This is a genomic window from Bacillus cereus group sp. N12 (assembly GCF_016483575.1).
Taxonomy (GTDB): Bacteria; Bacillota; Bacilli; order Bacillales; family Bacillaceae_G; genus Bacillus_A; species Bacillus_A toyonensis.
On sequence record NZ_JAEHBO010000014.1, the window covers coordinates 21,133 to 46,109 of the forward strand.

Sequence of the window (24,977 nt, forward strand, 5' to 3'; positions counted from 1 at the left end):
TATTACGATGAGAATACAAAACTCCTTAAAAAATATTTTATTCGGTTTGTCTGGACAAATAATTAGTATTGGTATGGGATTTGTTGTTCGAACTGTTTTTATTTTTACACTCGGTATAGAATATTTAGGTGTGGATGGGCTTTTTACAAGTATACTATTGATGTTTTCCCTAGCTAATTTAGGATTTGATACAGCTATAATATATAGTTTATATAGGCCATTAGCTGAGAAGGATATTTATAAAATACAGGCATTAATGAATTTATATCAAAAAGCATACAGATTAATAGGAGTAGTAGTTTTATTAATAGGGTTATCTCTATTGCCATTTCTTGATCATTTAGTGAATGCAGATACTACGATTAAAGACATTAACATTATCTATCTTTTATTTTTAATAAGTTCAGTGTCATCATATTATTTTGTATATAAGCAATCTATTATTATTGCTGATCAAAGTAACTATATTATTTCTAAAATACACACTTTGTTCATGATTATATCTAATGCATTACAAATTGTTTTATTAATAATTATTAGTGATTACATTGTAGTACTGGTAGCTCAATTAACATTAAAAGTAATTGAGAATGTATATATTGCAAATAAGGCAAATAAATTATATCCATTTTTAAAAGAAAAAAATAATGCGAAATTATCTAAGACAGACAGACGTGAGTTTTTTGAGAATTTGTATTCCTTGTTGCTATATAAAATTAGTGGTGTAGTAATTAATGCAACAGATAATATAGTTATATCGAAATTTATTGGGGTTATTTGGGTTGGGGTTTATTCAAATTATTTGTTGATCTTAAATACATTAAATACCTTATTAGGATATTTGTTTTATTCTATCACTGCTAGTGTTGGAAATTTGAATGTGAAAGAAAATGCAGAAAAAAAATATTTTATTTTTCGTGTAATTAACTTTTTTAATTTTTGGATATATGGATTTTGTACAGTTTGCCTTTGGAATTTGATAAATCCTTTTATAACAATCTGGTTAGGTGAGGAATATGTGTTTAATAAGTATGTATTATTTTTCATATTACTTAATTTTTTCACTTCAGGAATGCAAAATACAACTACAATGTTTAGAGAAACCACAGGTTTATTTAAAAAAGGGAAGTACAGACCTATTATAGCGGCAATTATAAATATTGTAGTTTCTATAATTCTTGCGAAACAAATAGGAATAGCAGGAGTGCTTTTAGGGACTGTTATTAGTAGATTATGTACTTACTTTTGGTATGACCCTTATATTATATTTAAAATGATTTTCAAAAAATCTGTAAAAGTATATTTTATTAGATATATTTTGTTTGTAGTGCTTGTATTATTTTCTATTATAGCAACGGATTTTATTGGTTATATTTTTCACATAAATATATTTATGGACATGGCAATACGTAGTGTTTTGTGCCTGATTATTCCAAATCTGATCTTTTGGATGGTATTTAAAGAGGTGGAAGAGTATCGATATTTCCTTAATTTAACCCGGATATTAATAAAAAAAATAAAGTCGAAAATATTAACTCGGAAATTTTCGAATAATAATTATCCATAAATCAGCATTTTTATTTTTTCCATATCACAGTAAAAAATGCTTTATTTACGGAAGAGATTTTAGGTTGTTCTGAAAATAATAGTAGGTAATAATAGGGGGGGATATATAAAGAGTATAGTGTCTTTTTAATAATATTGTAAGTTTAAATAGTATAAATAAAAGAGTATTGAAATAAAAACAGCTAGTAAGAATAGACCTTTTTAGGAAGGAGAAAGGCTTTCTAAATAATGGATCTCTAAAAACAATAAAAAGTGATATTACTTCTCTTATATCCAATCAATTTACCTTATGAAACATAAGATGTAGAAAAGCAAAAAAGAGGTGTGAATTGATGTGGAGAAGAAGGGATAATCTTGGGAATTTGAATGATTTAGATTTGGTGTCCAAGCCTCCTTTTCATAATGACATTTTAACTTATGATAGTACGCAATTAAAATGGATTCCAAAATCATTTGAAGCTACAAATCCTACAAGTATATATGTATTAGAATTAGATAGATGGGATGTTAAGAATGATGGGACTGATGCTATCAATACTTCCCAAGGTATTAATAATGCTCTAGTATGGGCGGCTCAACAAGGTTATACGGAAGTTGTGTTACCTAGAGGAATATATTTGATTGATAAACAAACACCCATCGAACCACCAAGTCATTTAACTTTGAATCTAAACGGTTCGACATTAAAAATGGAAACAAATAATTTGACTGGATATGCAATTATAAGTTTTCGTAGAAATCAAGTATATTCTAGGATAACAAATGGTATTATCCAAGGAGATAGATATACACATGATTACTCTAGTGGGGGAACACATGAGGCAGGGTACGGCATTGAATTGGGGAGTTTTACTCCGCCTGCTGATGGGGGGAACAATACACGGTTTGTATCTTTAGATAATCTAGATATTTTAGATTGTACAGGAGATGCCATTACACTGAACAGTACTTTTGGGCAGATTTCACCTTTTCCTACAGCATTAGCAAGTTCATTTGAACAGGGAGCAATTAATACAACAGATGGTTCATTGGTAAGTAGTACAACAAAGATACGTTCCAATTTGCAAATTGATATGACCCAAGTGGCTATTGTAAAGTATGGTTACTTTGGATTATATGGAAATGGATTTGGAGCATTGGGTTCTGAAATAAAATGCGATTATTATGATGTCATTTTTTACACTTCAAACAATATATTTTTATCTTCAAAAACCAATGTACAATTCTTTGATGAAGTAGAAGTCCCTAATGGAGCAAGTTATGCTAAATTTGTTTTGCATCAAGGGAATGTTCCTGCTCCTGCAAATTGTTTAATAAATGTTCGGGTACCTTCTTTTTCGCAATATACTTATATAGAAAAATGTAATTTACATGATTGCCGTAGACAAGGGATTAGTGTATGTGGGGCAAAGAATGTATATATTCGAGATAATGATATTCATCACATCGCAGGTACCAATCCACAAAGTGGACTAGATATTGAAGATGGATATGATTTAAATCAATATATATATATTGAAAGAAATAATTTTCATGATAATAAAAATTATAATATTATTGTTGTAAATGGGAAATTTATCTATATATCGAATAATTCTATTATGAATACCATTACAAATGCTTATGTTGGGTTGTCTATTAATGGTGGTGCAGATAGGGTAATCGTAACAGGGAATAATATCCGATTAACCAAGGTCTCTTTGTTAGGAGATGTTATTTTTTCCAATAATTATGTATACGGAGCGCAAGTAAATGTTCAAGGTGTATATGTAAATCGATCTATTAATATATCGGATAATGTTTTTTCTAATAGTAAAATGATTATTGATACTCCCTTTCCATATGCGGTTAAAGTTGATTCCTGTCGTTTTATAAACGATACAGATAAACTTAATTCCTTGTCATCATTGTATCAGTGGACATTAGAGCTGAAAAATGAACCGCAAACTATCTCAAATTGTATATTTGAAGGACAAGACGTTTTGTATTTAAATTATGTACCAGTAGGAACAGTTAAATCAGGATGGATATTTGAAAATATTATATTTAATAATGTTAAACCCCCAACCCTAGTTGCAGGGACGTATACAAATTGCTTTTTTAAGGATGTAACCTTTTTGGGGATAGCAAGTACAGGAAGTACTTTAGAATTAAAAGGTTGCAAGTTCTTTAGTATAGATAGAAATAACACGTTATTTACAGTGAATAACCTCAAAGCATTCAAGATGATGGATTGTCATATAGAAAAACCAAATGGTACGGTCTTGAATATTCAAAATGTATCTGATGAAATAGTGTTAAGGGGAAATACTATAAAAATTACAAATGATACTCTTCAGAGAGCTATTATTGTTTTGGATGCAGCGTTTACTGGTAAGCAAGTGATAATTCAAAATAATATTATAAATTCTACAAATTCGATGCAAGTTGGGATAGATAATAGAACAACGAGTAGTACACCTCAAGTAGTAATTCAAAATAACGTGTTAAATAATGCGAAAATTACAATTACGGGGAGGGAATTTTTACAAGGAAATATTGTTAATGGTGTAATCGATTCAAATTAATGCATGGTGATAATTAAATTTGAATAGTTTCAAAAAATTATGAGAAATGAAGTAGAGTGGCTCTTAATAAATATGTCTATAAAGTATTATATAATGGTACATGGAAGGGTTTTGTCCAATGTAATCATTCGAAATAGTCTAATTCCTAATAGATAATATGCTTATTGACTTTTAGTTACTACTATAGAAAAGAGAAAAGCTATTATGTTTTTTATAAACATAATAGCTTTTTGTTATTACGTTAACTGCATACTAAAAAATAGTGAGTAGGAGAATGTTTTAATAATAAATGTTTTTTTATACTATTAAGCGTTGTTTATAAAATTGTTTTTGTGAATATATTTTTTGAGATTTTTACAGTGTGTAATAGTCTCTTGGATAAGCATTTGGAAAATATATTTTGCACCTATGTGTATTGCTTTCTTCTACTTATTAAGTTTTAAAGTTGTGTACTAAAGAAAATGTTTGCAGGTGATAAGTAAAGAAAAATTGAATACAATTCTTTACTTACAACTTGAAAATACTTGATTTCAACCCGTAATGAATACTTTATATATTATTTCACTTTGGAAAAGCATTTGTAATAATTTAAGATGGGGGAATGATTGGTAATGAAGAGACTGTTGGATATCTTTATTTCTTTATTATTATTAATTTGCTTTTTTTTCATTATTCTTTTAGTAGCAATTATAGTTAAAACCCAGATAGGATCACCTATTTTATTTAGACAACAACGTCCAGGGTTACATGGAAAACCCTTTTATCTTTATAAATTTCGTACGATGACCAATGAGCGAGATAATAGCGGGGAGCTCTTACCAGATTACGCTAGATTAACTAAAGTTGGAAAATTCCTGAGGAAATATAGTTTGGACGAATTACCACAATTAATAAATGTGCTAAAAGGTCAATTAAGTTTGGTGGGCCCTCGACCATTATTAATGGAATATATGCCTTTATATTCGCAAGAGCAAGCTAAAAGGCATAATGTTAAACCCGGAATCACTGGATGGGCTCAAATTAATGGAAGAAATAGTATCTCATGGGATGAGAAATTTAAATTAGATGTATGGTATGTTGAGAATCAAAGTTTTCTTTTAGATTTGAAAATTTTATATCTAACTTTTAGTAAGGTTTTAAAATCGGAAGGGATAACAAATAATAAGCATGTGACTATGCCAGTTTTTAAGGGGGGAATCGAGCATGGGGGGGAATAAAATGAATATTTTGTTTACTAGCTCTGGTAGGAGGGTCACTTTAATTAAAAAATTTAAGGAGGTATTTGAACAAGTAGGAATCAAAGGGAAAATCTTTACTGCAGACTTAAAAGAAACTGCTCCTACCATTTACTTTAGCGATAAGCATTTTATTGTTCCGCGTGTAAATGAAGAAGGGTATATAAATGAATTGTTAAAAATATGTAGATCTGAAATGATAAATCTAATAATTCCGTTAATTGATACAGAATTAATCCTTATGGCTAATAATTCGGAGGTTTTTGAAGGTATTGGTGTAAAAGTACTAGTTTCTAGTATGGAATTAAATAAAATTGCTAATAACAAAAAATACACATATAACTTTTTTGTATCTAATAATATACCAACGCCTAGAGTGTATAGTGATGAAGAGATTGGAAGAAAGGAATATCAATTTCCACTATTGATTAAACCTTATGATGGCAGTTCTAGTAAAGGTGTAACAAAAATAATGAATGAAAAGGAATTGGAATTTTTTAAGGAGTATATACCTAACGCTATGATACAAGAGTACGTTTCAGGAGAGGAATACACTATAGATGTCATGGTAGATTTCTATGGGAATATAAAAACGATCGTTCCTAGATTGCGTATAGAGACACGAGCAGGTGAGGTAAGTAAAGGTATAACCAAGAAAGATTTTGACATTATCCAAGCAGCAGAAACTGTAATAAAAGCTCTTCCTAATCCTATTGGATGTATTACTTTACAATGTTTTAAAAAGAAGGATGGACAAATTACATTTATTGAAATAAATCCTCGTTTTGGTGGAGGAATTCCATTATCCATAGAAGCTGGAGCGAATTTTCCACTTTGGACAATTAAAATGTGTCAGGGAGATGTTTTTACAGATAGAGACTTTAATTGGAGAGAAAATTTAACAATGCTTAGATATGATGAAGCGGTTTTTATGGAGAGTATTTAATATGGTGATTCAAGCAATTGTTTTTGATATGGATGATACTTTATATAAAGAGAAAGATTATGTCGTAAGTGGCTTTAAAGCAGTGGATGATTGGATTAAAGATAACTATGGAAAAATTGGTTTTTATAATATCGCAATTCGATTATTCAATTCAGGTGAAAGAAAGTTTGTGTTTAATAAAACACTTAAAAAGTTAGACATTGATTATGATGAAAAATTGATTAGTAATTTGATAGAACAGTATAGGTTCCATAAACCAGATATCCAATTGTTGGATGAAGCGGATTGGGTACTAAATAATTTGGTTAATACCGTTAAAATAGGACTTATTTCAGATGGATATTTAGTTGCTCAAGAAAGAAAAATAAATGCATTAAAGTTAAAAGAGAGGGTTCATTCAATAATTCTCACTGATAAGCTAGGAAAAGAATGTTGGAAACCAAGCAAAATTCCTTATGAAAAAATAAGTAAGGAATTACAGGTGCCTCATGAGCAATGTGTCTATATAGGAGATAATTTAAGTAAGGATTTTATAACGGCCAAGAAATTGAAATGGTTAACGATCCATATTAGTAGAGAAGATGGAATTTACCATAATCTTATAGTTGAGCAAGCTTATAAAGCACATTATACAATTGATAATTTAAGGAGATTATCTGATATATCTGTATTAAAGCATATGTTTTTAGATACATAGTATTTAAATATGTATAAAGGATGTGTTTACATGCACACAGTTCAGCATAAAAAGCGAATTTACCTTTCCTCTCCGCACATGAGTGGGAATGAACAAAAATATATCCAAAATGCATTTGATACAAACTGGGTTGCTCCTCTTGGGCCAAATGTCGATGGGTTTGAACGAGAACTTGCATCTTTTGTAGGAGTTAGGGGAGGTACTGCAGTTAGTTCAGGTACTGCTGCTATTCATTTAGCTTTGCAGTTATTAGGTATTCAAAAGGGAGATACAGTATTTTGTTCCAGTTTTACTTTTGTAGCGAGTGCAAATCCGATTGTTTATTTGGGAGCGGAACCGGTATTTATTGACTCAGAACCGGAAACCTGGAATATGTCACCGAGTGCATTGGCACATGCATTATATGAAGCTAATAAAATGGGGAATTTGCCTAAGGCTATCATTCTTGTTCATTTATATGGTCAGAGTGCTAAACTAGATGAAATTCTCTCACTTTGTCATCAATATAATGTTCCTATAGTTGAGGATGCAGCAGAATCTCTTGGATCTACATATAAAGGAAAAGCAAGCGGTACATTCGGAAAATTTGGTGTTTATTCATTTAATGGAAATAAAATTATTACAACTTCAGGTGGTGGAATGCTAGTTTCTAATGATGTAGAAGCATTGGAAAGAGCGAGATTTTTAGCGACACAAGCAAAGGATCCAGCTCCACATTATGAGCATAGTGAGATAGGGTATAATTATCGACTAAGTAATATTTTAGCTGGTATTGGTAGAGGACAATTAGAAGTGTTAGAAGATAGGGTGAGAGCTAGAAGATTTGTATATAAACGGTATTACGAAGCGCTATCTCACATGCCAGGGTTTTATTTTATGCCTGAATTAGAACATACTCGCCCAAATCGTTGGCTTACTACATTGACAATTGATGAAAAGGAATCTGGGATTTCTATTGGGAAATTGTTGAGAATTTTAGCAGAAGAGAACATTGAAGCGCGTCCTATGTGGAAGCCACTTCATATGCAGTCGCTCTTTAAAGAGAAGAAGTATTATCCGCATAGCAAAAATGAAGATGTGTCGCAGTACCTATTTCAAAGTGGAATTTGTTTGCCTTCAGGATCTAATATGTTAGCAGAAGATCAACAAAGGGTAATTCAAAGCATTTTAAAAGTTGTAGAATGGAAGAATTAAAAGAAAAGTAAGTGAAAATGGAATTTGAATTAGATTTGTATACGTACCACTAATTGTTCTTTATAATGAATCCTTTCTAGTGTTCAGTTTCAATTTACATAAAAAAAGGGAGGAGTATAGATTTGGAAATGTCTATAATATATAAGTCTGAAAGTAAATTAAAGCATGTAATTGAGAAAGTAATAAAAATAAATAATTTCGTTCTTTAAAAAGAATGATAAAGGGGTATGTTTAACGAATTTAATATGTAAATAGTAATTGTAGTAACTTTTCATATATTAGGAGGAAGAAATGAGCGCTATAACTGGCATTATTCACTTTAATAATGAACCTATATCAATTGAACATGGCACACGATTAATGAGTGAATTACAAAAGTACCCTGCTGACGATATTCAAATATGGCACAAAGAAAATGCTTTTCTAGGATGTCATGCACAATGGATTACACCAGAGTCAGTTGGTGAACAATTACCCTTTTATAATTATGAAAAGCAATTGGCAATTACAGCAGATGCTATTATTGATAATCGTGATGAGTTATTTGAAAAATTACAAGTGGATTATTCGGATAGAAAAAACATGACAGATAGTGAGTTGATTTTACTCTCTTATCAGAAATGGGGGGAATCGGCTCCGAAATATTTGGTAGGCGATTTTGCTTTTATGATTTGGGATGAGAAAAAACAAATTCTTTTTGGTGCCAGAGATTTTTCAGGAAGTCGGACTCTTTATTTTTATCGTGGTGAGGAAAAATTTGCTTTTTGTACCATTATAAATCCGTTATTTACTCTACCGTATATTGAGAAAAAATTGAATGAGCAGTGGCTTGCTGAATTTTTAGCTATACCTGTAAATTTCGAATCGGTAGATCCACAGTTAACAGTTTACAAATATATAGAACAAGTGCCTCCATCACACACTATTTTGGTAAAGGAAGGCGAAGTGAAGTTTTCACGATACTATACACCAACTGTTGGGAAAATGCTTAATTTAAAATCAAATGAAGAGTATGAAGAGGCGTTTCGAGAGGTGTATAAAAGTGCAGTGAAGGCACGTTTGCGAACACACCACCAAGTCGGAGCCCATTTGAGTGGAGGGTTAGACTCAGGTTCTGTCGTTAGTTTTGCTGCAAGGGATTTACGGACTGAAAATAAAAAATTACATACGTATAGTTATGTTCCAGTAGAAGGATTTGAAGATTGGACACACAGAGGTAGGATAGCTGACGAAAGACCATTTATTCAATCGACTGTAGAGCATGTAGGGAATATACAGGATTATTATTTAGAATTGCCAGAGAGAAGCCCACTATCGGAAATTGATGATTGGCTGGAAACAATGGAGATGCCATATAAATTTTTTGAGAATACTTTTTGGTTGAGTGGAGTTTATGAAAAAGCAGCTCAGCAGGGAATAGGAGTACTTCTTAGTGGTCAAAGAGGTAATTGGACAGTATCATGGGGACCTATTTTAGATTACCAGGCAATGTTATTGAAAAAGCTACATTGGATTCGTTTTTATCGTGAACTATATTTATATAGTAGAAATATAGGAGTAAAAAAATCACGTGTTTTTGAAGTGGTAAGACGAAAGGCATTTCCATTTTTGCATCAGTTACTTTTTTCAGGAAAACAAGATGCAAATTCCGTAATAATTAATCCGGAATTTGCAAGGGAAATGAATGTTTTTGACAGACTTAGAGAACAAGAAATCGATATAACAGGCACCTCTATTTCTAATGCATATGACATGAAAAGAGAACAGTTTGAAAAACCATATTATTGGAGCATAAATGGCACGTATGAAACGAAATTATCATTACGTTATGCCTTATGGGATCGTGATCCCACAAATGACTTACGATTGATTCAATTTTGTTTATCAGTCCCAGAAGAACAGTATGTTCAAAATGGTTTAGATAGAGCCCTGATCCGGAGAGCCACAAAGAGCTTCCTTCCTGATAAAGTACGATTGAATCAACGGGTTCGCGGTATTCAAGGTGCAGATGGTGTTTACCGTATGGCTCCTTTTTGGAATGAATTTATTGAGGAAGTTGAAGAACTTAGTGTAGATCCAGTTATCTCTGAATTTCTAAATGTAGAGGTAATTAAGAAAGCTATCTCAAAAATTTGTAAAGAACCTCGACCAGAATATGCATTTGATTTAGATTTTAGAGTTTTAATGCGCAGCTTAATCTTTTATCGATTTATAAAAAAAGCAATATGAAAGGAGGTGATACGTATGAAAAAGGAATGGAAACAACCTGTATTAGAAGTACTTAATATTAATATGACTATGGCTGGGCCTGGGCATAAATATCCAGATGCTGTTCAACCTGACCCAGATGACCCAGTGAAGTACAGTTAAGTCACTGGAAAAATAAAGCTCTTATATAGCTTTATTATATAAGAGCTTTCAAAAAATTGACAATGTGGGGGATAGGATGTTTGATTCTGTGGGGAATGTGTTATATCAAGCCTTCGGGTTAAAAATAGTAAGTGAAATTCCATTACCCGAATTGTCTCAGCTGAATGAAAAAAAAGAGATGGCAGATGTTCAAGTTGAAATAACGGATTTGTCAGAACAGTGGAGTAAATATAGCGTAGAAAAGCAAAAAACAATTGTAGTGGAGGATGATGTAGTTATGTTTCATGTTCCTCAAACTGCAATATTTTCTGTACAAGCCGGCGAGAAAATCACCTTTTCACCTATGGCAGACGCAGAAGAAGATAAAATTCGCCTATATATTCTGGGCACTTGTATGGGGGCGCTTTTAATGCAACGTAAAACACTCCCATTGCATGGGAGTGTAATTGCCATAGATGGAAAAGCGTATGCATTAATTGGTGATTCAGGGGCTGGAAAATCAACGTTAGCCTCGGCTTTTTTGAATAAAGGATATCAGCTTTTAAGTGATGATGTAGTTGCCGTGTCTCTTTTGAATAAAAATACTGCAATAGTTCATCCTTCTTACGCACAACAAAAATTATGGCAAGAGAGCATAAATGAGTTAGGAATGGAAGTAGCGCAATTTAGCGCTTTATTTGAAAGAGAAACGAAGTATGCTGTTCCTGTTAATTCTCAATTTTTTCCAGAACCATTACCTCTTGCTGGTGTTATTGAATTAGTAAAAACACAGGGAGAAGATATTGAGATGACCCGTATAGAAGGGCTCGCACGCTTGTATAAATTATACCGTCATACTTTTAGGAGTTCTTTGATTTCTAAATTAGGATTGATGGAATGGCATTTTGAAACTTCAACTCATATTGCAAGTGGAATGGAAATGTTTCAAGTAAGTCGCCCGACTTCAAGATTTACAGCTCATGAGCTTGTGGAAGTTATTTTAAATACTATACAGAAAGGGAGTATGGTTGATGGTTGTCCACTCGAGAAAAATATCATTAAAACATAACGTTGTCCAAAGTAAAGGTAATATAGTAAGCGATATGGATGGGGAAAAAGTTATGTTAAATGTCCAGAAAGGAAATTACTATAACTTAGGTGAAATAGGCGGAGAAATATGGGAGCTTATTGAAAAGCCAATAATAATTAATCAGCTTGTTACTATGCTAGTATCCAACTATGATATTGAACGAAAAGATTGTGAAGAGCAAGTTCTTACCTTTTTAGAGTGTTTATTTCAAGAAGGGTTAATTCAAATAAAAGATCAGCCTAATAGATAGATTTATAATTTCAATAGAACTGTTAGGAAGGGATTAATGAATATTGTGAAAAGGTTAAGGGTATTTTTATTGCTGAACATGGAAACAAAGCTTTTATTTTTAGAGACTTTTATTTTTTTAGGATGGGCGCGTGTACTAAAAAGTATTACCTTTTCCAAAGTTGCACCTTCTTTAGGGGATTACATGAACGAAACATCAGTTGCTCAAATTCAGCAACACGAGGATACACTAAAGGAGGTGTCCGAAGCAATTTCTATTATGAGTCGTTATACTTTTTGGGAAAGTCAATGTCTCGTTAAAGCGATAGCTGGGATGAAAATGCTTGAAAAACGTGACATTGAGAGTACTCTTTATTTAGGAACTGCTAAGGATAATAGTGGGGCACTAATTGCACATGCATGGTTACGTAGCGGTTCTTTTTATGTTACTGGATCGGAAGGAATGGAGAAATTCACTGTCGTTGGATCATTTGCAAAGAGGCTAAGTGAGAACACTATTAAAGGAGAGTAAAATGGAGAAAGATTTTGGTCTTAATGTAGAGTTCATGTCTAAGGAATTGAAACTTCTTTTTGCAATTTTGAAGTTAAAAGATGATGAAACAATGCAAACTTACAGCAATGAATGGTTTTCGGATATTGATTGGGAATTATTTCTTGAACAGGTTGTGCATCATCGCGTTTATCCGGTGATATATCAAAAACTTAAACAGGTAGATGAGGAAATAATTCCTTCACATATTGTACAATCCTTGAATAGAAAATATAAAAAAAATACATTTCAAATGCTTTATTTAAGTGCTGAAATGGAACGAATAAATAAAATATGTAATGAAAATGAGATTCGTATGATTTTTCTAAAAGGGCCTGTACTATCTCAGGATTTATATGGAGATATTTCTTTACGAACATCCTGTGATTTGGACGTTCTTATTCCAATTCAAAATTTAGAAAAAGTAGAAATGCTACTTTTAGAGCAGGGATATGTAAAAGACGATTATATTCAAACGATATTAAATGATTGGAAATGGAGGCATCATCATATAACATTTTTTCATCCGACAAAACAGATTAAGCTTGAGATTCATTGGCGGTTAAATCCCGGACCTAGTAAGGAACCTGGGTTTGAAGAGCTTTGGAAGCGAAAGAGAAAAAGCACCCTTACGAGTAATTCCGTATATATGCTAGGGAAGGAAGATTTATTTTTATTTCTTGTATCTCATGGTGCTAGACATGGTTGGTCCAGATTACGCTGGTTAGTAGATATAAAAAAAATTGTCAATCAAGATCTTAATTGGAGTGAGATTCATAAACTAATGAAAACATATCAAATGCTACATTTAGGAGGACAAGCATTAATTTTGTCATCTCAATTGCTAGGTGTACGGATGGATGAAAGAATGATGGAATTAGTAGCTAAAAAACATTCAAAACAGTTAGCGCAAGAAGCCTTGTTTTATTTCAAGCAAATGATAAACTTGCATACCGATCCGGTTCCTGAAGAAGTACTTGCTTATCATAGTCGACATTTATTTTCGTTAATGTCTAATCAGCAAAAAACTTTATTTATTATGAGCCAACTATATCCTTATCCAATTGATGCGAAAACATTGCCGTTACCTAAATTTCTTCATTTTTTATATTTTCCTTTACGTCCGTTTCTATGTATTTGGAGAAAAACGAAGAAGTTTGCTTTGTTATTGGGGGAACATCGATGAATTATATTATATATTTTATGAAGAAATTATATTCTTCAGCAGGAAAAATACTGTATGTGAATTTATTTGGTATGGTGTTAATAAGTTTACTTGAAGGGATAGGTATTATTTTATTACTTCCTATGATAAGTATGACTGGAATAATTAATACAGGTGAGGAGACTTCTTTTATTGCACCTGTATATAGAATTTTGCAGAATTTCCCTAAAACAACAAGTTTAATTTCTATTTTAGGTATATATGTATTAATAGTGTTAAGTCAAAATATACTGCAAAGAAATATAACGTTAAGAGATGCGAGAACGCAACAAGTTTTTGTACGAAAGTTAAGAGTAGAAACATATAGTATGATTTTAAAAGCAAAGTGGAGATTTTTTTTAGAAAAAAGGAAAACAAATCTAATTAATATATTAACTACAGAATTAGCTCGTGTTAGTTATGGGATTAATTTAATTTTACAATTGCTAGCTACTATTCTATTTACATTCATACAGGTAGGGCTTGCGTTTTTATTATCTCCCCAAGTCACTGTATTTGTTTTGGGCTTTGGCTTATTGTTCTTGGTAGCTTCTCGTGTTTTTATAAAAAAAGCACGGATACTAGGCGGTAAGACCTCAGAATTGGCAAAAGACTATCTTTCTGGTATAACAGATCATTTCAATGGAATTAAAGATATAAAGAGCAATACTTTGGAAGGATCACGTTTGGATTGGTTTCAATCTATAACAAAAAAGATGAGTAGCGAACAAATGGAGTATATGAGAATAAGGTCAAACTCTCAATTGTTTTATAAAATTTCAATGGCTATATTAATTGCATTTTTTATATTTTTGTCAGTAAATATGTTTCAAGCGCAAACGGCCCAGTTACTATTAATCATTCTCATTTTTTCAAGATTATGGCCAAGGTTCATGACGATTCAGTCAAATTTAGAACAACTGGCTGCAAGCATTCCTGCCTTTAAGTCATTATGGGAATTGCAACAGGAGTGTAATGAAGCGGTTGAAATGCAGGATATATACATGCAAAAACATATAAAGCCGATTTGCATAAAACAAGGTATTGAGTGTAAGGATGTTTCTTTTCGTTATAATAAGCAAGAAGCTTTATATGCACTTCAAAACATTAATGTACAAATTCCAATAAATAGTATGACGGCAATTGTAGGACATTCTGGTGCTGGGAAAAGTACATTAATTGATGTGTTAATGGGGTTAATCCAACCAGAAAAAGGTCAAGTGTTAATAGATGGTATCCCTCTTACAACTGATAATTTATTATCATTAAGACGGGCTATTAGCTATGTACCACAAGATCCGTTTTTATTTAATGCTAGTATAAGAGAGAATTTAATGATGATTGACTCGAATGTAAATGAAGAACAAATTTGGGCTGCATTAGAATTTGCGGCAGCAACTGAATTTGTACGAATGCTTCCAAATGGACTTGATACACTGATTGGAGATCGTGGGGTGAGGCTTTCAGGTGGTGAACGTCAGCGACTTGTATTGGCTCGAGCTATTTTAAGAAAACCGTCGATTTTAGTATTAGATGAGGCTACGAGTGCGTTAGATACTGAAAATGAAGTAAAAATCCAATCAGCAATAGAAAGATTGAAAGGAACAATGACTATTGTTGTTATTGCACATCGCTTATCTACTATACGCAACGCAGATCAAGTTATTGTTTTAGGAAAAGGTGAAATTGTTCAAAAAGGTGAATTTAATCAACTAGCTAAAGAAAGAAAAGGTGTATTTCGAAATTTACTAGGGTCACAAATGGAAGTTGGTTCTTAGAGGAGAAAAATTGAATGAAGCTTTGTATGAATGCAGTTCGAATCGAATAAAATCTCGAATAATGGTGAACTACAACAGAATCTTATTCGGGATTTTATTTGCGCGTTTTTAAAGTCAGTGAATACATATAAACAAGTACCTTGCAATAAATAGTACCAAGTGGTATATTATGGATATATCTAGTACCGTGTATTGAACAGTACTAAACTAAGAAAGGAGGATTACATTTGAACGTTCAGTTTAAAAAAGGTGTGTTAGAGCTATGTGTTTTGGCACTTGTGAAACGTAAAGATAGTTACGGTTATGAACTTGTACAGCAAATTTCAAATAAATTTTTAATATCGGAAGGTTCAGTATATCCATTATTACGTCGTTTAACGAAAGAGGGATATTTTCAAACGTATTTAAAAGAGTCCACGGAAGGACCGCCTCGTAAATATTATCAGCTAACAGAGCAAGGGGAGACGCAACTTCATTTGTTAGTAACAGAGTGGAGTGATTTTGCGAAAGGGGTACAAGAAATTATTGAAGGGGTGAATTGGGATGAATAAAGAACAATTCCTTAGAGAATTATCGAATCAGCTTAGAAAGTTACCGGAAGAAGAGAGGAAAGATATTTTATTTGATTATGAAGAGCACTTTCAGTTTGGGATAGAAGAAGGGAAAACTGAATTAGAAATAATAAAAGGACTTGGTTCTCCTAAAGTAATTGCAAAAGAATTACTTGCGATGTATCGCTTCGATGAAATGAAAAAAGATCCATCGACTTCAAATGTTACAAGAGCTGTCATGGCGGCGATTGGACTTAGTTTATTTAATTTTATTATCGTGTTAGGCCCTTTAGTTGCAATTATCGGTTTTATATTTTCTTTTTGGGTCGGTGGGATTGCTAGTGTAGTGACACCATTTTTCGTTATCGTAAAAGTATTTATGGGCCCTTTTATATGGTTGGATCTTTTCGTTAGTATAACATTTGTTGGAGTAGGTTTGTTGTTATGTATGATAGCGTATTATAGTACGAAGTGGTTTAAAAGATTGTGCGTACGTTATGTGATATGGAACTTCAAAATGATAAAAGGGGAGTAGATGATGAAAAAAATATTGTTAGTAGCTATCGCTTGTATCATTATTGGAGTAATAGGGATTTCACAAACATATGAAAAAGCAGTGCAAACTGCAGAAAAAGGCGATAAAGAAGACGTAATTAAAAACGAAACATTAAAAAATATAGAAGTTAAGTTAGGTGCTGGGGATATTGTCGTCCAAAAATCTCCGGATGCCTCTTTTTATGTAAAGCAAACAGGAGATGTAAGTAAACAAGAAATTCGTATTACTGAAGATGGTGACACATTAAAAGTTATTGGGGAAAGAAAAAAAGATGTTTCGTTTGATTTTTCCTTTTACAATTTCGGATTTCAAACGTCTACATTGACTATATTTGTACCAGAACGTTCTTACCAAGAGATCAAAGTACATTCAGCAGCTGGACAAATAGAAATAAGTGATGTGAAAAGTGACCGCGTAAATGTTGGAACGCTGGCAGGAGAAGTGGATTTGAAGTATGTAACAGCTAAGAACGTAGAGGGATCTACAAAAGCTGGTGAGGTGAACTTTAAAAAGGTTATGGGGAAAGTAACAGCAAAAACGACTAGTGGGGATGTATATATTATGGATCATGATCCTAAGTATGATGTAGAGGCAAGCTCAACTGCTGGAGATATAACTATTACTTTATCGGAAAAACCAAAAGATGCAGTAATAACTGGGCAAACTCCTGCTGGAGATGTGACAATTTTTAATGAGGAAAATAAAAACGTAACAATTGGTAATGGGAGTAAAAAGATTAGCGGCAAAACGGCTGCTGGAGATGTTACTATAGAAACACGTTAATAATAGATGAGAAGATAGATTCATTCATTCGAGTTTTTTGGAATGAATTAAAATCTACCAATATATAAAAGAAGATAATTCCCTATATAAATAAGGGAATTATCTTCTTTTATTATTTTTAATGTAAATCACGATATACGCCAATTACTTTTCCAATAACTGACACTTGTTTTAAAATGATAGGTTCTAATGACGAGTTTTCCGGCTGTAGACGGAAGTGGTCTTTTTCTTTATAGAAACGTTTAACAGTTGCTTCGTTATCCTCTGTTAAGGCAACGACAATTTCACCGTTGTATGCAGATTGTTGTTGGCGGACAACAACTAAATCTCCATCAAAGATACCAGCTTCAATCATGCTATCCCCAGAAATACGTAACATAAATACTTGATCTGATCCAGAAACGATACTAGCTGGAAGTGGGAAGTGCTCTTCTACACTTTCGACTGCTGTAATCGGTAAACCGGCAGTAACTTTTCCGACGATTGGAACTTGAATAACAGATTGTGTTTCTGTATCCATTCGGTCATCGCCTAAAATTTCGATTGCTCGTGGTTTTGTTGGATCGCGTCGGATATAGCCCTTTTCTTCTAGTCGTGATAAATGTCCGTGCACTGTAGAACTAGAAGCGAGGCCGACTGCTTGACCGATTTCACGTACGGAAGGTGGATATCCTTTTTCTTGTACTTTTAGCTTAATAAAGTCGAGAATGTCTTGCTGGCGTTTCGTTAACTTTTCCATGTTTTCTAACACCTCGTTTTCTTTCGTTTTTCTTATTAATAAGTATAACATGCGAAAAAACATTCTACAAACATAAGTTCGAACAAAAGGGAGATTTATGATACACTAGAGAGAAAATATAGCGAGAAAGAAGGGTTCAAAATGAATGCAATTGTTTATGCACGTGTGAGTACAACAAAAGAAGCACAAGAAACATCGTTATTGCGTCAAAAGGATGAATTATTGCATTTAGCTGAGCGCTATGAAATGAATGTGACAAAAGTGATTGAGGAACAGGCTAGTGGCTATACAATTGAACGTGATGGCATATTAGAAGTATTAGATACAATTCGAGATGAACAAGTTGATGTACTTCTAATACAAGATGAAACACGTCTTGGTAGAGGGAATGCGAAGATTGCATTAATGCATTGTTTACATAAAGAGGGAATAAAAGTATATACACATACGCATAATGGTGAATTACAATTGTCGGATTCTGATTCGATGGTATTAGATATAATTGGTATTGTTGAAGAATATCAAAGAAAGATTCATAACTTGAAAATTAAACGTGGTATGCAACGCGCGGTAGAAAAAGGCTATCGGCCAGAAAATAATTTAAAAAATCGTCATTTAAGCGTAGGGCGAGAGAAAAAAGAAGTGCCAATTGAGGAAATTGTACGTTTGCGCAAGAGTGAACTCACTTTCGAAGAAATTGCGGCAACGCTTCGTGGATTTGGTCATAATGTTTCAAAAGCGACTGTACATCGTAGATACGTAGAGTATACAAAGCAATTGCTTGATAAAGAAGAGTAACTATTGTATGATAATAATCAGTTTTGATTAGAAGGGGGATTCGAGATGCTTAATCACGAACTCGTTGAACGCATTAACTTCTTAGCGAAAAAAGCAAAAGCTGAAGGTTTAACTGAAGAAGAACAACGTGAGCGTCAATCGCTACGAGAACAATATTTAAAAGGATTTCGTCAAAATATGTTAAACGAACTTAAAGGAATTAAAGTCGTTAACGAAGAAGGTACAGATGTTACACCAGCGAAATTAAAAGCTTTAAAAAAGAAAGATAATGCAAAATTAAATTAAAAGATGGGCGAAGCCCATCTTTTTTTATTTGTTATTTAATAACTTTCCAGTTGTTATTTCTCGTTGCTTCTATTCTTTTATGCTTCAATATATAGTTAGCAATAAGTTCAGACATATCTGTTGGAATATCTTTTATTACTGGTTTATTTTGAAACATGAAGAAGTTCCCTCCGCCGTTTGCTCGATAATTATTCATAACAACGTCATATTCTTCATTTATATCGAGTGTAGCGCCTTTATACTGTAAAGACTCTACTCTTTCACCAATTGGTTTTGAAATGTTTAATACATACGAAATCCCTTCCCACATATCGTAATTATAATGCGCAGGTTTTGGTTCTATGAATGCAGGATTAACAATTATATTTCCAACTGTATTTAATGTGAAATAAGAAGCAGAAAGTTCGAGAGCATCTTTTATATCAGCTCCAGTCACTCGAATAACTTTTAATGTGTTTGGGTAAATATAATTGGAAACGATATCCCGCATTGTGACATGTTTCGGGAATCCTGGAGATGTATTATGAAACAAACTTGTACAAGAAATAGAAACGTTAGCTATATCCATCTGGATTTTATTTATGAATTCAATAAAAGGATGGTCTTGCAAACGAGTTTGCATAGCATCTGAAATTCGCATGTCTCCATGAATGATGCCAATAGGCTGATCAAGCCATTTTTGTGTTTTCTCTTCATAATCGGCGACCAAGGAAAGAACATCTTTGTCGGCCTCGATTCCTTGCACAGGCAATAATTGTGCGTAACTATTTTTCTTTACCCATTTTTGTTCTGTTTTTTCGAATATTACTTTTACCTTTCCAACGGAGTGTCCATTGCATCCGGTCTGTAAAATTGTTACACCATTATCTAAAGTTTGAGCAATTTCTCGGTGTTGGTGGCCTGTTAGTAAAATATCTATACCATCAATTTCATCATACATTGCGTATCCTTGGTTTTCACCTGTTAAAACTTCAGTCGGTACTCCTGTTTGAAAATCGCGTTCAAATCCCCCGTGATAGGCTACGACTAGTAAATCGGGCTGCTCATGTTTACGGATGTAAGGAACCCACTTTTTTATTGTTTCTAATGCATCTTCAAATAGTAAATCTTTAATATGATGGGCCTGTTCCCAATTCGGGATGTAATGTGTTGTTGTCCCTAAAATAGCAATTTTTATATTTGATTCAATATGTTTTATTATATAAGGTTTCCCGAAATAAGGTTCTTTTATGTTTTTATCTAAAATGTTTGCTGATAAGTACGGGAAGTTTGCAGTTTCTACAGCATGATTTAATATATCCATTCCATAATTAAATTCATGATTGCCGATAATTGCAGCATCATAATTTAAATAGTTGGCCAATAAGGACATTGGATTTTTCTTATTTTTTTCGTATGTAGCGTAATAATAAGTTAATGGTGTTCCTTGTATGAAATCACCGTTATCAACTAAAAGAACGTTTGTATTTTTGGAACGTTCTTTTTTTATAAGAGTAGAAATTTTAGCTAAACCAATTTCTGCTTTGGAGTTATCTTGGTAGTGAATTGGATACACAGTACCATGTACATCGCTTGTTAATAAAATATTTAAAGTTACAATTTGATTTTGATTCAATACCATTCACCTTTTCTATTGTTATCTTTCAATTAATCATATCAAATATATGAAAAGAATTTTAATGAGAATGTATAGAATGTGTAAAGATTCTGTAAATAGGTAATTGTTTGTAAAAATATGTGATATATTTCTTCATGTTTACGGAAGGTTATTTTATAACAACGAAAAATGGAGGCATTCACATGTTGAAAAAAGTTTTTGCAATGAGCACAACAGTTGTACTAGCAGCGGGGTTATTAAGTGGCTGTGGAACGAAGGAATCAAGTGCAAGTAAAAATGAGGATACGAAAAAAGGTTATGTACCAAAGACGTTAAATGTTCAATTTGTTCCTTCTCAAAATGCAGATACGTTAGAGGCAAAAGCAAAACCATTGGAAAAACTATTAAGTGATAAATTAAACATTCCGGTAAAAGTTAGTATTTCAACGAATTACAATACAATTGTAGAAGCTATGGCATCAAAACAAGTAGATGTAGGATTTTTACCTCCAACAGCGTATGTGTTAGCGCATGAGAAAAAGGCTGCAAACGTAATATTACAGGCGCAACGTTTTGGGGTAGATGATGAAACTGGAGCTCCCACAAAGGACTTAGTAGATTTTTATAAATCAGAGTTTGTTGTTAAGAAAGATTCTAATATTAACAGTGTAAAAGAATTAAAGGGTAAAAAAATTGGTTATCAAGATGTAACATCATCAGCAGGGTATGTATGGCCTGCTGCTGTATTGTTAAAAGAGGGAGTCGATCCGCTAAAGGATGTGAAACCTGTTACATTAAAAGGTCATGATCAGTCACTTATTGCTCTTTTAAATGGTGATATTGATGCAGCTGTTGTATTCCAAGATGCTCGTAATATTGTAAAAAAAGATTATCCGAATATATTCGATCAAACGAAAATAGTAAAATTTACGGAGAAAATTCCAAACGATACGATTTCTGTACGTTCTGATTTAGATGCGGAGTGGAGCAAGAAATTACAAGATGCTTTCATTGAAATAGGAAAGAATGAAGAAGGGCACAAAATCATTAAAGAGGTATACTCACACGAAGGATATGTGAAATCTGATGATAGTAAATTTGATATCGTTCGTGACTATGGAAAGAAAGTGAAAACACAATAATACATATGGAAATGGCGACTAACTGGAAAGTGTGTGATTTCAGTTAGTTTGCCGTTTTTCAGTTATTGATAATACATAGAAGGTAGGTAAGATGTGTGATAGAGTTTCAAAATGTCTCCAAAGTGTATCCAAATGGTACGAAAGGATTGAAAAACATAAATTTAAAAATTCAAAAAGGTGAATTTGTTGTAATGGTCGGGCTATCTGGGGCTGGAAAATCTACACTCCTCAGATCAGTAAATCGCCTTCATGAGATTACAGAAGGAGAAATTATTATTGAAGGTGAGTCTATTACTGCTGCAAAAGGCAAAGAGTTACGACGCATGCGCCGAGATATTGGTATGATTTTTCAAAGCTTTAACCTTGTAAAGCGATCCACGGTACTGAAGAATGTATTAGCCGGGCGTGTTGGATATCATTCGACATTACGTACAACGTTAGGCTTGTTTCCGAAGGAAGATTTGGAACTTGCATTTCAGGCTTTGAACAGGGTAAATATTTTAGAAAAAGCATATGCACGAGCAGATGAATTATCAGGAGGACAACAGCAACGTGTATCGATTGCTAGAGCATTGGCACAAGAAGCGAAAATTATATTGGCAGATGAGCCTGTTGCTTCGTTAGACCCACTGACAACAAAGCAAGTAATGGATGATTTGAAAAAAATTAATGAAGATTTTGGAATTACGACAATTGTAAACTTACATTCTATTGATTTAGCGAGGCAATATGCTACACGCATTATTGGATTACATGCAGGTGAAATTGTTTTTGATGGTGTAGTAGATGAGGCAACGGATGAAAAATTTGCTGAAATTTATGGGGACGTAGCTCAGAAAAGCTCACTATTAGAGGTGGCAGCTAAATGAATGACGTGACGATATATTCGAAATCGATACCGAAGCCGCCGAGTAAATTGAAACATATGTTAACGGTTATTCTAGTTATTTTACTGTTGTGGGGTAGTAGTGTACAGGTCGACGCATCATTTTCAAAACTAGTAGTTGGTTTTCCAAATATGATGGATTTATTGAAGGAAATGGTGCCACCAGATTGGAGTTATTTTCAAGTTATTACAACAGCAATGTTAGATACAATACGCATGGCGATTATTGGAACGACTTTAGGAGCGATTTTAGCCATTCCACTTGCACTATTTGCAGCAAGTAATGTATTTACTAGTGTATTTTTGTACGGTCCAGCTCGATTGATTTTAAATTTTATACGAACGATACCAGATTTATTATTAGCGGCTATTTTTGTAGCGATTTTTGGAATAGGACCACTTCCAGGTATTTTGGCTCTTACTTGTTTCTCGGTTGGGCTCGTAGCGAAATTATTGTATGAGTCAATTGAATCAATTGATCCAGGTCCATTAGAAGCGATGACAGCTGTAGGAGCGAATAAGGTGCAATGGATTGTTTATGGGGTCATTCCGCAAGTGAAAGCGCACTTTGTTTCCTACGTACTTTATACATTTGAGGTGAATGTACGTGCCGCAGCCGTTCTAGGTTTAGTAGGAGCAGGTGGCATTGGTTTATATTATGATCGTACACTTGGATTTTTACAATATCAACAAACTGCTTCCATTATTATTTATACCCTTGTTGTTGTATTGTTAATTGATTACATAAGTACATTGTTGCGGGAGAAATTATAATGAGTAAAACGACGATAATCGTACCAAAACCGAAGAAACCGAGTGTAAATCGCTGGATTATTTTTATAGCACTAACAGTTATATATGTATGGGCCTTTTCAGGTGTCCCACTCGAGGGAATAAAGAATACAGCGGGAGAAATTACAAAAGCAATTATGACAGGCGTGTTGAACCCAGATTGGTCGTATGTATCTTTGCCTGATGGTGAAGATTTATTACATGGTTTGATTGATACGTTGGCAATTGCGATATTAGGTACATTTATTTCTGCCTTTTTATCTGTTCCATTTGCTTTTTGGGCAGCAACAAATATGAGTAGTGGAAAATTAACTTCAGGTGCTGGGAAATTTGTACTTAGTTTCGTTCGTACATTTCCTGAATTAGTTATGGCTCTTTTATTTATAAAAGCTGTTGGGCCAGGCTCTTTTGCCGGAGTTCTAGCTTTGGGATTACACTCTATCGGAATGTTAGGAAAACTATATTCGGAAGGAATTGAAAATATAGATAAGGGACCGACCGAGGCGTTAATAGCAACAGGTGCAAATCGGTTTCAAATACTTTGGTATGCAGTATTACCACAAGTGTTACCAGATTTTCTATCGTATACGTTATACAGGTTCGAAATTAATGTAAGATCCGCTGCGATTTTAGGTGTTATTGGAGCAGGTGGGATTGGTACGCCTCTAATTTTTGCGCTGAGTTCACGCAATTGGTCTCGTGTGGGGATTATTTTATTGGGCATCATTTTAATGGTAATTATCATTGATTATATTTCAAGTTCGATACGGAAGAAAATCGTTTAATTTATTTTAGGAGCACCTATAAAAGGTGCTTTTTTATATAATAAGGATAATAAATGTGAGAAATAGGGGGGGATAATTTGGCTTTACAGCACGAGTTTGTATTTGTTTCGAATGAAAAAAAAGGGTTGGATTTTATAGGTGTAGATTGGATTGAACTTTGTTTTTTGTATAAAGAAGAGGCAACGATAGATGAGTGTGTTGTATTAAGTGATGAGCTTATCGTATATCTATTAGATTTTATCCACTGGATTCCGGTCTATTACCCAGCGAAAAGAGCTGAAGGGTTTGGCATTCATTATTATGGCATTACAAAAATTGAGCAACAAGGGGCAGTGATAGCAGAACAGTTATTTTGTTCGCTAGTTAGTATGTTTTCTTTAGCGCCAGAAACAATCGAATTGACAGGACAGTTTCAATGGAAAAATGATAAGGATACGGATGGAGAATATGAAAGATACGTATTTGATCGAGAAAAATTATGCCAAGGTTTACAGTCGTTTATTCATTTGCTTCGCAGAGTGAAAAATGGGGAAGGGTATATTTTGCATTATGGAATTTGAAAATGATGAATAAATATACAGATAATTCCCTTTCTTTTTAAAATAAAAACAATAAAAAAGTATGTCATATTGAATGCCCATACATTCCCGAAATCATTG

The 24,977-nt window shown here is 33.2% G+C and carries 25 protein-coding genes; 23 read left to right on the forward strand and 2 right to left on the reverse strand.

The window, feature by feature from the left end:
* The first annotated feature begins 7 nt into the window (after positions 1-7).
* The 16 genes from JDS92_RS09980 to JDS92_RS10055 all read left to right on the forward strand — a co-directional run bounded on the left by JDS92_RS09980 (position 8) and on the right by JDS92_RS10055 (position 17,294).
* Positions 8-1,567 carry a lipopolysaccharide biosynthesis protein gene (locus tag JDS92_RS09980; protein ID WP_097953732.1) on the forward strand — a complete coding sequence of 520 codons (1,560 nt, stop codon included), beginning with the start codon at positions 8-10 and terminating at the stop codon, positions 1,565-1,567.
* A gap of 331 nt (positions 1,568-1,898) precedes the next feature.
* The gene (locus tag JDS92_RS09985) at positions 1,899-4,133 is read left to right on the forward strand and encodes a right-handed parallel beta-helix repeat-containing protein (RefSeq protein WP_199631907.1); all 2,235 of its coding nucleotides are present in this window, start codon (positions 1,899-1,901) and stop codon (positions 4,131-4,133) included.
* A gap of 611 nt (positions 4,134-4,744) precedes the next feature.
* On the forward strand, positions 4,745-5,350 hold the full coding sequence (locus JDS92_RS09990) for a sugar transferase (protein ID WP_000825901.1): 606 nt from the start codon (positions 4,745-4,747) through the stop codon (positions 5,348-5,350).
* Positions 5,337-6,314 (forward strand): ATP-grasp domain-containing protein, encoded by a 978-nt coding sequence (locus JDS92_RS09995; protein WP_000509382.1) that lies wholly within the window; start codon positions 5,337-5,339, stop codon positions 6,312-6,314. The genes JDS92_RS09990 and JDS92_RS09995 overlap by 14 nt, the downstream gene beginning before the upstream one ends.
* Position 6,315: 1 nt before the next feature.
* Positions 6,316-7,011 (forward strand): HAD family hydrolase, encoded by a 696-nt coding sequence (locus tag JDS92_RS10000; protein ID WP_016108923.1) that lies wholly within the window; start codon positions 6,316-6,318, stop codon positions 7,009-7,011.
* A gap of 30 nt (positions 7,012-7,041) precedes the next feature.
* Positions 7,042-8,205, forward strand: coding sequence for an aminotransferase class I/II-fold pyridoxal phosphate-dependent enzyme (locus JDS92_RS10005; protein ID WP_097958477.1), 1,164 nt, complete (start codon positions 7,042-7,044; stop codon positions 8,203-8,205).
* 291 nt (positions 8,206-8,496) lie between these two features.
* Entirely contained in the window at positions 8,497-10,434 is a 1,938-nt protein-coding gene (locus JDS92_RS10010; protein WP_199631893.1) for a lasso peptide isopeptide bond-forming cyclase, read from the forward strand.
* A 15-nt stretch (positions 10,435-10,449) separates the two neighbouring features.
* Positions 10,450-10,575 (forward strand): paeninodin family lasso peptide, encoded by a 126-nt coding sequence (locus tag JDS92_RS10015; RefSeq protein ID WP_000712621.1) that lies wholly within the window; start codon positions 10,450-10,452, stop codon positions 10,573-10,575.
* Positions 10,576-10,651: 76 nt separating this feature from the next.
* Positions 10,652-11,623: an aldolase gene (locus tag JDS92_RS10020; protein WP_097958473.1), complete on the forward strand. Its 972-nt coding sequence runs from the start codon at positions 10,652-10,654 to the stop codon at positions 11,621-11,623.
* Positions 11,586-11,894: a lasso peptide biosynthesis PqqD family chaperone gene (locus tag JDS92_RS10025; protein ID WP_097958472.1), complete on the forward strand. Its 309-nt coding sequence runs from the start codon at positions 11,586-11,588 to the stop codon at positions 11,892-11,894. Before JDS92_RS10020 ends, JDS92_RS10025 begins: the two co-directional genes overlap by 38 nt.
* A gap of 36 nt (positions 11,895-11,930) precedes the next feature.
* Positions 11,931-12,404, forward strand: coding sequence for a lasso peptide biosynthesis B2 protein (locus JDS92_RS10030; protein WP_097958470.1), 474 nt, complete (start codon positions 11,931-11,933; stop codon positions 12,402-12,404).
* Between the two features lies 1 nt (position 12,405).
* On the forward strand, positions 12,406-13,608 hold the full coding sequence (locus JDS92_RS10035; RefSeq protein ID WP_000409751.1) for a nucleotidyltransferase domain-containing protein: 1,203 nt from the start codon (positions 12,406-12,408) through the stop codon (positions 13,606-13,608).
* A complete protein-coding gene (locus tag JDS92_RS10040; RefSeq protein ID WP_199631894.1) occupies positions 13,605-15,404 on the forward strand; it encodes an ABC transporter ATP-binding protein in 1,800 nt (599 codons plus the stop codon). The genes JDS92_RS10035 and JDS92_RS10040 overlap by 4 nt, the downstream gene beginning before the upstream one ends.
* A 227-nt stretch (positions 15,405-15,631) precedes the next feature.
* Positions 15,632-15,955 carry a PadR family transcriptional regulator gene (locus JDS92_RS10045; RefSeq protein ID WP_001102631.1) on the forward strand — a complete coding sequence of 108 codons (324 nt, stop codon included), beginning with the start codon at positions 15,632-15,634 and terminating at the stop codon, positions 15,953-15,955.
* The gene (locus JDS92_RS10050) at positions 15,948-16,490 is read left to right on the forward strand and encodes a DUF1700 domain-containing protein (protein ID WP_199631895.1); all 543 of its coding nucleotides are present in this window, start codon (positions 15,948-15,950) and stop codon (positions 16,488-16,490) included. The genes JDS92_RS10045 and JDS92_RS10050 overlap by 8 nt, the downstream gene beginning before the upstream one ends.
* Positions 16,491-17,294, forward strand: coding sequence for a DUF4097 family beta strand repeat-containing protein (locus JDS92_RS10055; RefSeq protein WP_070173639.1), 804 nt, complete (start codon positions 16,491-16,493; stop codon positions 17,292-17,294). It abuts the gene before it with no gap.
* A 118-nt stretch (positions 17,295-17,412) separates the two neighbouring features.
* On the opposite strand, the gene lexA is transcribed toward JDS92_RS10055, so the two are convergent.
* A complete protein-coding gene (gene lexA / locus JDS92_RS10060) occupies positions 17,413-18,033 on the reverse strand; it encodes a transcriptional repressor LexA (RefSeq protein WP_000413736.1) in 621 nt (206 codons plus the stop codon).
* A gap of 141 nt (positions 18,034-18,174) precedes the next feature.
* Here lexA and JDS92_RS10065 point away from each other — a divergent pair, with 141 nt between their 5' ends.
* Together JDS92_RS10065 and JDS92_RS10070 are read left to right on the forward strand one after the other, a co-directional pair.
* A complete protein-coding gene (locus tag JDS92_RS10065; protein WP_000991793.1) occupies positions 18,175-18,831 on the forward strand; it encodes a YneB family resolvase-like protein in 657 nt (218 codons plus the stop codon).
* 45 nt (positions 18,832-18,876) lie between these two features.
* Positions 18,877-19,116 carry a DUF896 domain-containing protein gene (locus tag JDS92_RS10070; protein WP_199631896.1) on the forward strand — a complete coding sequence of 80 codons (240 nt, stop codon included), beginning with the start codon at positions 18,877-18,879 and terminating at the stop codon, positions 19,114-19,116.
* Between the two features lie 31 nt (positions 19,117-19,147).
* Here JDS92_RS10070 and JDS92_RS10075 read toward each other — a convergent pair whose 3' ends face one another.
* On the reverse strand, positions 19,148-20,731 hold the full coding sequence (locus JDS92_RS10075) for a bifunctional metallophosphatase/5'-nucleotidase (protein WP_199631897.1): 1,584 nt from the start codon (positions 20,729-20,731) through the stop codon (positions 19,148-19,150).
* Positions 20,732-20,916: 185 nt separating this feature from the next.
* Between JDS92_RS10075 and JDS92_RS10080 the strand changes: the two genes are divergently transcribed.
* The 5 genes from JDS92_RS10080 to JDS92_RS10100 all read left to right on the forward strand — a co-directional run bounded on the left by JDS92_RS10080 (position 20,917) and on the right by JDS92_RS10100 (position 24,878).
* Positions 20,917-21,855, forward strand: a complete 939-nt coding sequence (locus JDS92_RS10080) for a phosphate/phosphite/phosphonate ABC transporter substrate-binding protein (protein ID WP_070173637.1) — start codon at positions 20,917-20,919, stop codon at positions 21,853-21,855.
* 95 nt (positions 21,856-21,950) lie between these two features.
* Positions 21,951-22,724, forward strand: a complete 774-nt coding sequence (gene phnC, locus JDS92_RS10085) for a phosphonate ABC transporter ATP-binding protein (RefSeq protein WP_000569223.1) — start codon at positions 21,951-21,953, stop codon at positions 22,722-22,724.
* The gene (gene phnE, locus JDS92_RS10090; RefSeq protein ID WP_001000771.1) at positions 22,721-23,515 is read left to right on the forward strand and encodes a phosphonate ABC transporter, permease protein PhnE; all 795 of its coding nucleotides are present in this window, start codon (positions 22,721-22,723) and stop codon (positions 23,513-23,515) included. Before phnC ends, phnE (JDS92_RS10090) begins: the two co-directional genes overlap by 4 nt.
* Positions 23,515-24,318, forward strand: a complete 804-nt coding sequence (gene phnE, locus JDS92_RS10095) for a phosphonate ABC transporter, permease protein PhnE (protein ID WP_087968878.1) — start codon at positions 23,515-23,517, stop codon at positions 24,316-24,318. Before phnE (JDS92_RS10090) ends, phnE (JDS92_RS10095) begins: the two co-directional genes overlap by 1 nt.
* 77 nt (positions 24,319-24,395) lie before the next feature.
* Positions 24,396-24,878 (forward strand): coproporphyrinogen III oxidase, encoded by a 483-nt coding sequence (locus JDS92_RS10100; RefSeq protein ID WP_087968877.1) that lies wholly within the window; start codon positions 24,396-24,398, stop codon positions 24,876-24,878.
* Positions 24,879-24,977 lie beyond the last annotated feature (99 nt).

Bases quoted from the DNA above. Each gene is read 5' to 3' on its own strand.
- JDS92_RS10040 (WP_199631894.1), top strand. From the start codon at position 13,605: ATGAATTATATTATATATTTTATGAAGAAATTATATTCTTCAGCAGGA.
- JDS92_RS10055 (WP_070173639.1), top strand. From the start codon at position 16,491: ATGATGAAAAAAATATTGTTAGTAGCTATCGCTTGTATCATTATTGGA.
- JDS92_RS10065 (WP_000991793.1), top strand. From the start codon at position 18,175: ATGAATGCAATTGTTTATGCACGTGTGAGTACAACAAAAGAAGCACAA.
- phnE (WP_001000771.1), top strand. From the start codon at position 22,721: ATGAATGACGTGACGATATATTCGAAATCGATACCGAAGCCGCCGAGT.
- JDS92_RS10015 (WP_000712621.1), top strand. From the start codon at position 10,450: ATGAAAAAGGAATGGAAACAACCTGTATTAGAAGTACTTAATATTAAT.
- JDS92_RS09985 (WP_199631907.1), top strand. From the start codon at position 1,899: ATGTGGAGAAGAAGGGATAATCTTGGGAATTTGAATGATTTAGATTTG.
- phnE (WP_087968878.1), top strand. From the start codon at position 23,515: ATGAGTAAAACGACGATAATCGTACCAAAACCGAAGAAACCGAGTGTA.
- lexA (WP_000413736.1), bottom strand. From the start codon at position 18,033: ATGGAAAAGTTAACGAAACGCCAGCAAGACATTCTCGACTTTATTAAG.
- JDS92_RS10025 (WP_097958472.1), top strand. From the start codon at position 11,586: ATGGTTGTCCACTCGAGAAAAATATCATTAAAACATAACGTTGTCCAA.
- JDS92_RS10010 (WP_199631893.1), top strand. From the start codon at position 8,497: ATGAGCGCTATAACTGGCATTATTCACTTTAATAATGAACCTATATCA.
- JDS92_RS10035 (WP_000409751.1), top strand. From the start codon at position 12,406: ATGGAGAAAGATTTTGGTCTTAATGTAGAGTTCATGTCTAAGGAATTG.
- JDS92_RS10070 (WP_199631896.1), top strand. From the start codon at position 18,877: ATGCTTAATCACGAACTCGTTGAACGCATTAACTTCTTAGCGAAAAAA.
- JDS92_RS10050 (WP_199631895.1), top strand. From the start codon at position 15,948: ATGAATAAAGAACAATTCCTTAGAGAATTATCGAATCAGCTTAGAAAG.
- JDS92_RS09990 (WP_000825901.1), top strand. From the start codon at position 4,745: ATGAAGAGACTGTTGGATATCTTTATTTCTTTATTATTATTAATTTGC.
- JDS92_RS10020 (WP_097958473.1), top strand. From the start codon at position 10,652: ATGTTTGATTCTGTGGGGAATGTGTTATATCAAGCCTTCGGGTTAAAA.
- JDS92_RS10005 (WP_097958477.1), top strand. From the start codon at position 7,042: ATGCACACAGTTCAGCATAAAAAGCGAATTTACCTTTCCTCTCCGCAC.
- JDS92_RS10000 (WP_016108923.1), top strand. From the start codon at position 6,316: ATGGTGATTCAAGCAATTGTTTTTGATATGGATGATACTTTATATAAA.
- JDS92_RS10080 (WP_070173637.1), top strand. From the start codon at position 20,917: ATGTTGAAAAAAGTTTTTGCAATGAGCACAACAGTTGTACTAGCAGCG.
- JDS92_RS09995 (WP_000509382.1), top strand. From the start codon at position 5,337: ATGGGGGGGAATAAAATGAATATTTTGTTTACTAGCTCTGGTAGGAGG.
- JDS92_RS09980 (WP_097953732.1), top strand. From the start codon at position 8: ATGAGAATACAAAACTCCTTAAAAAATATTTTATTCGGTTTGTCTGGA.
- JDS92_RS10030 (WP_097958470.1), top strand. From the start codon at position 11,931: ATGAATATTGTGAAAAGGTTAAGGGTATTTTTATTGCTGAACATGGAA.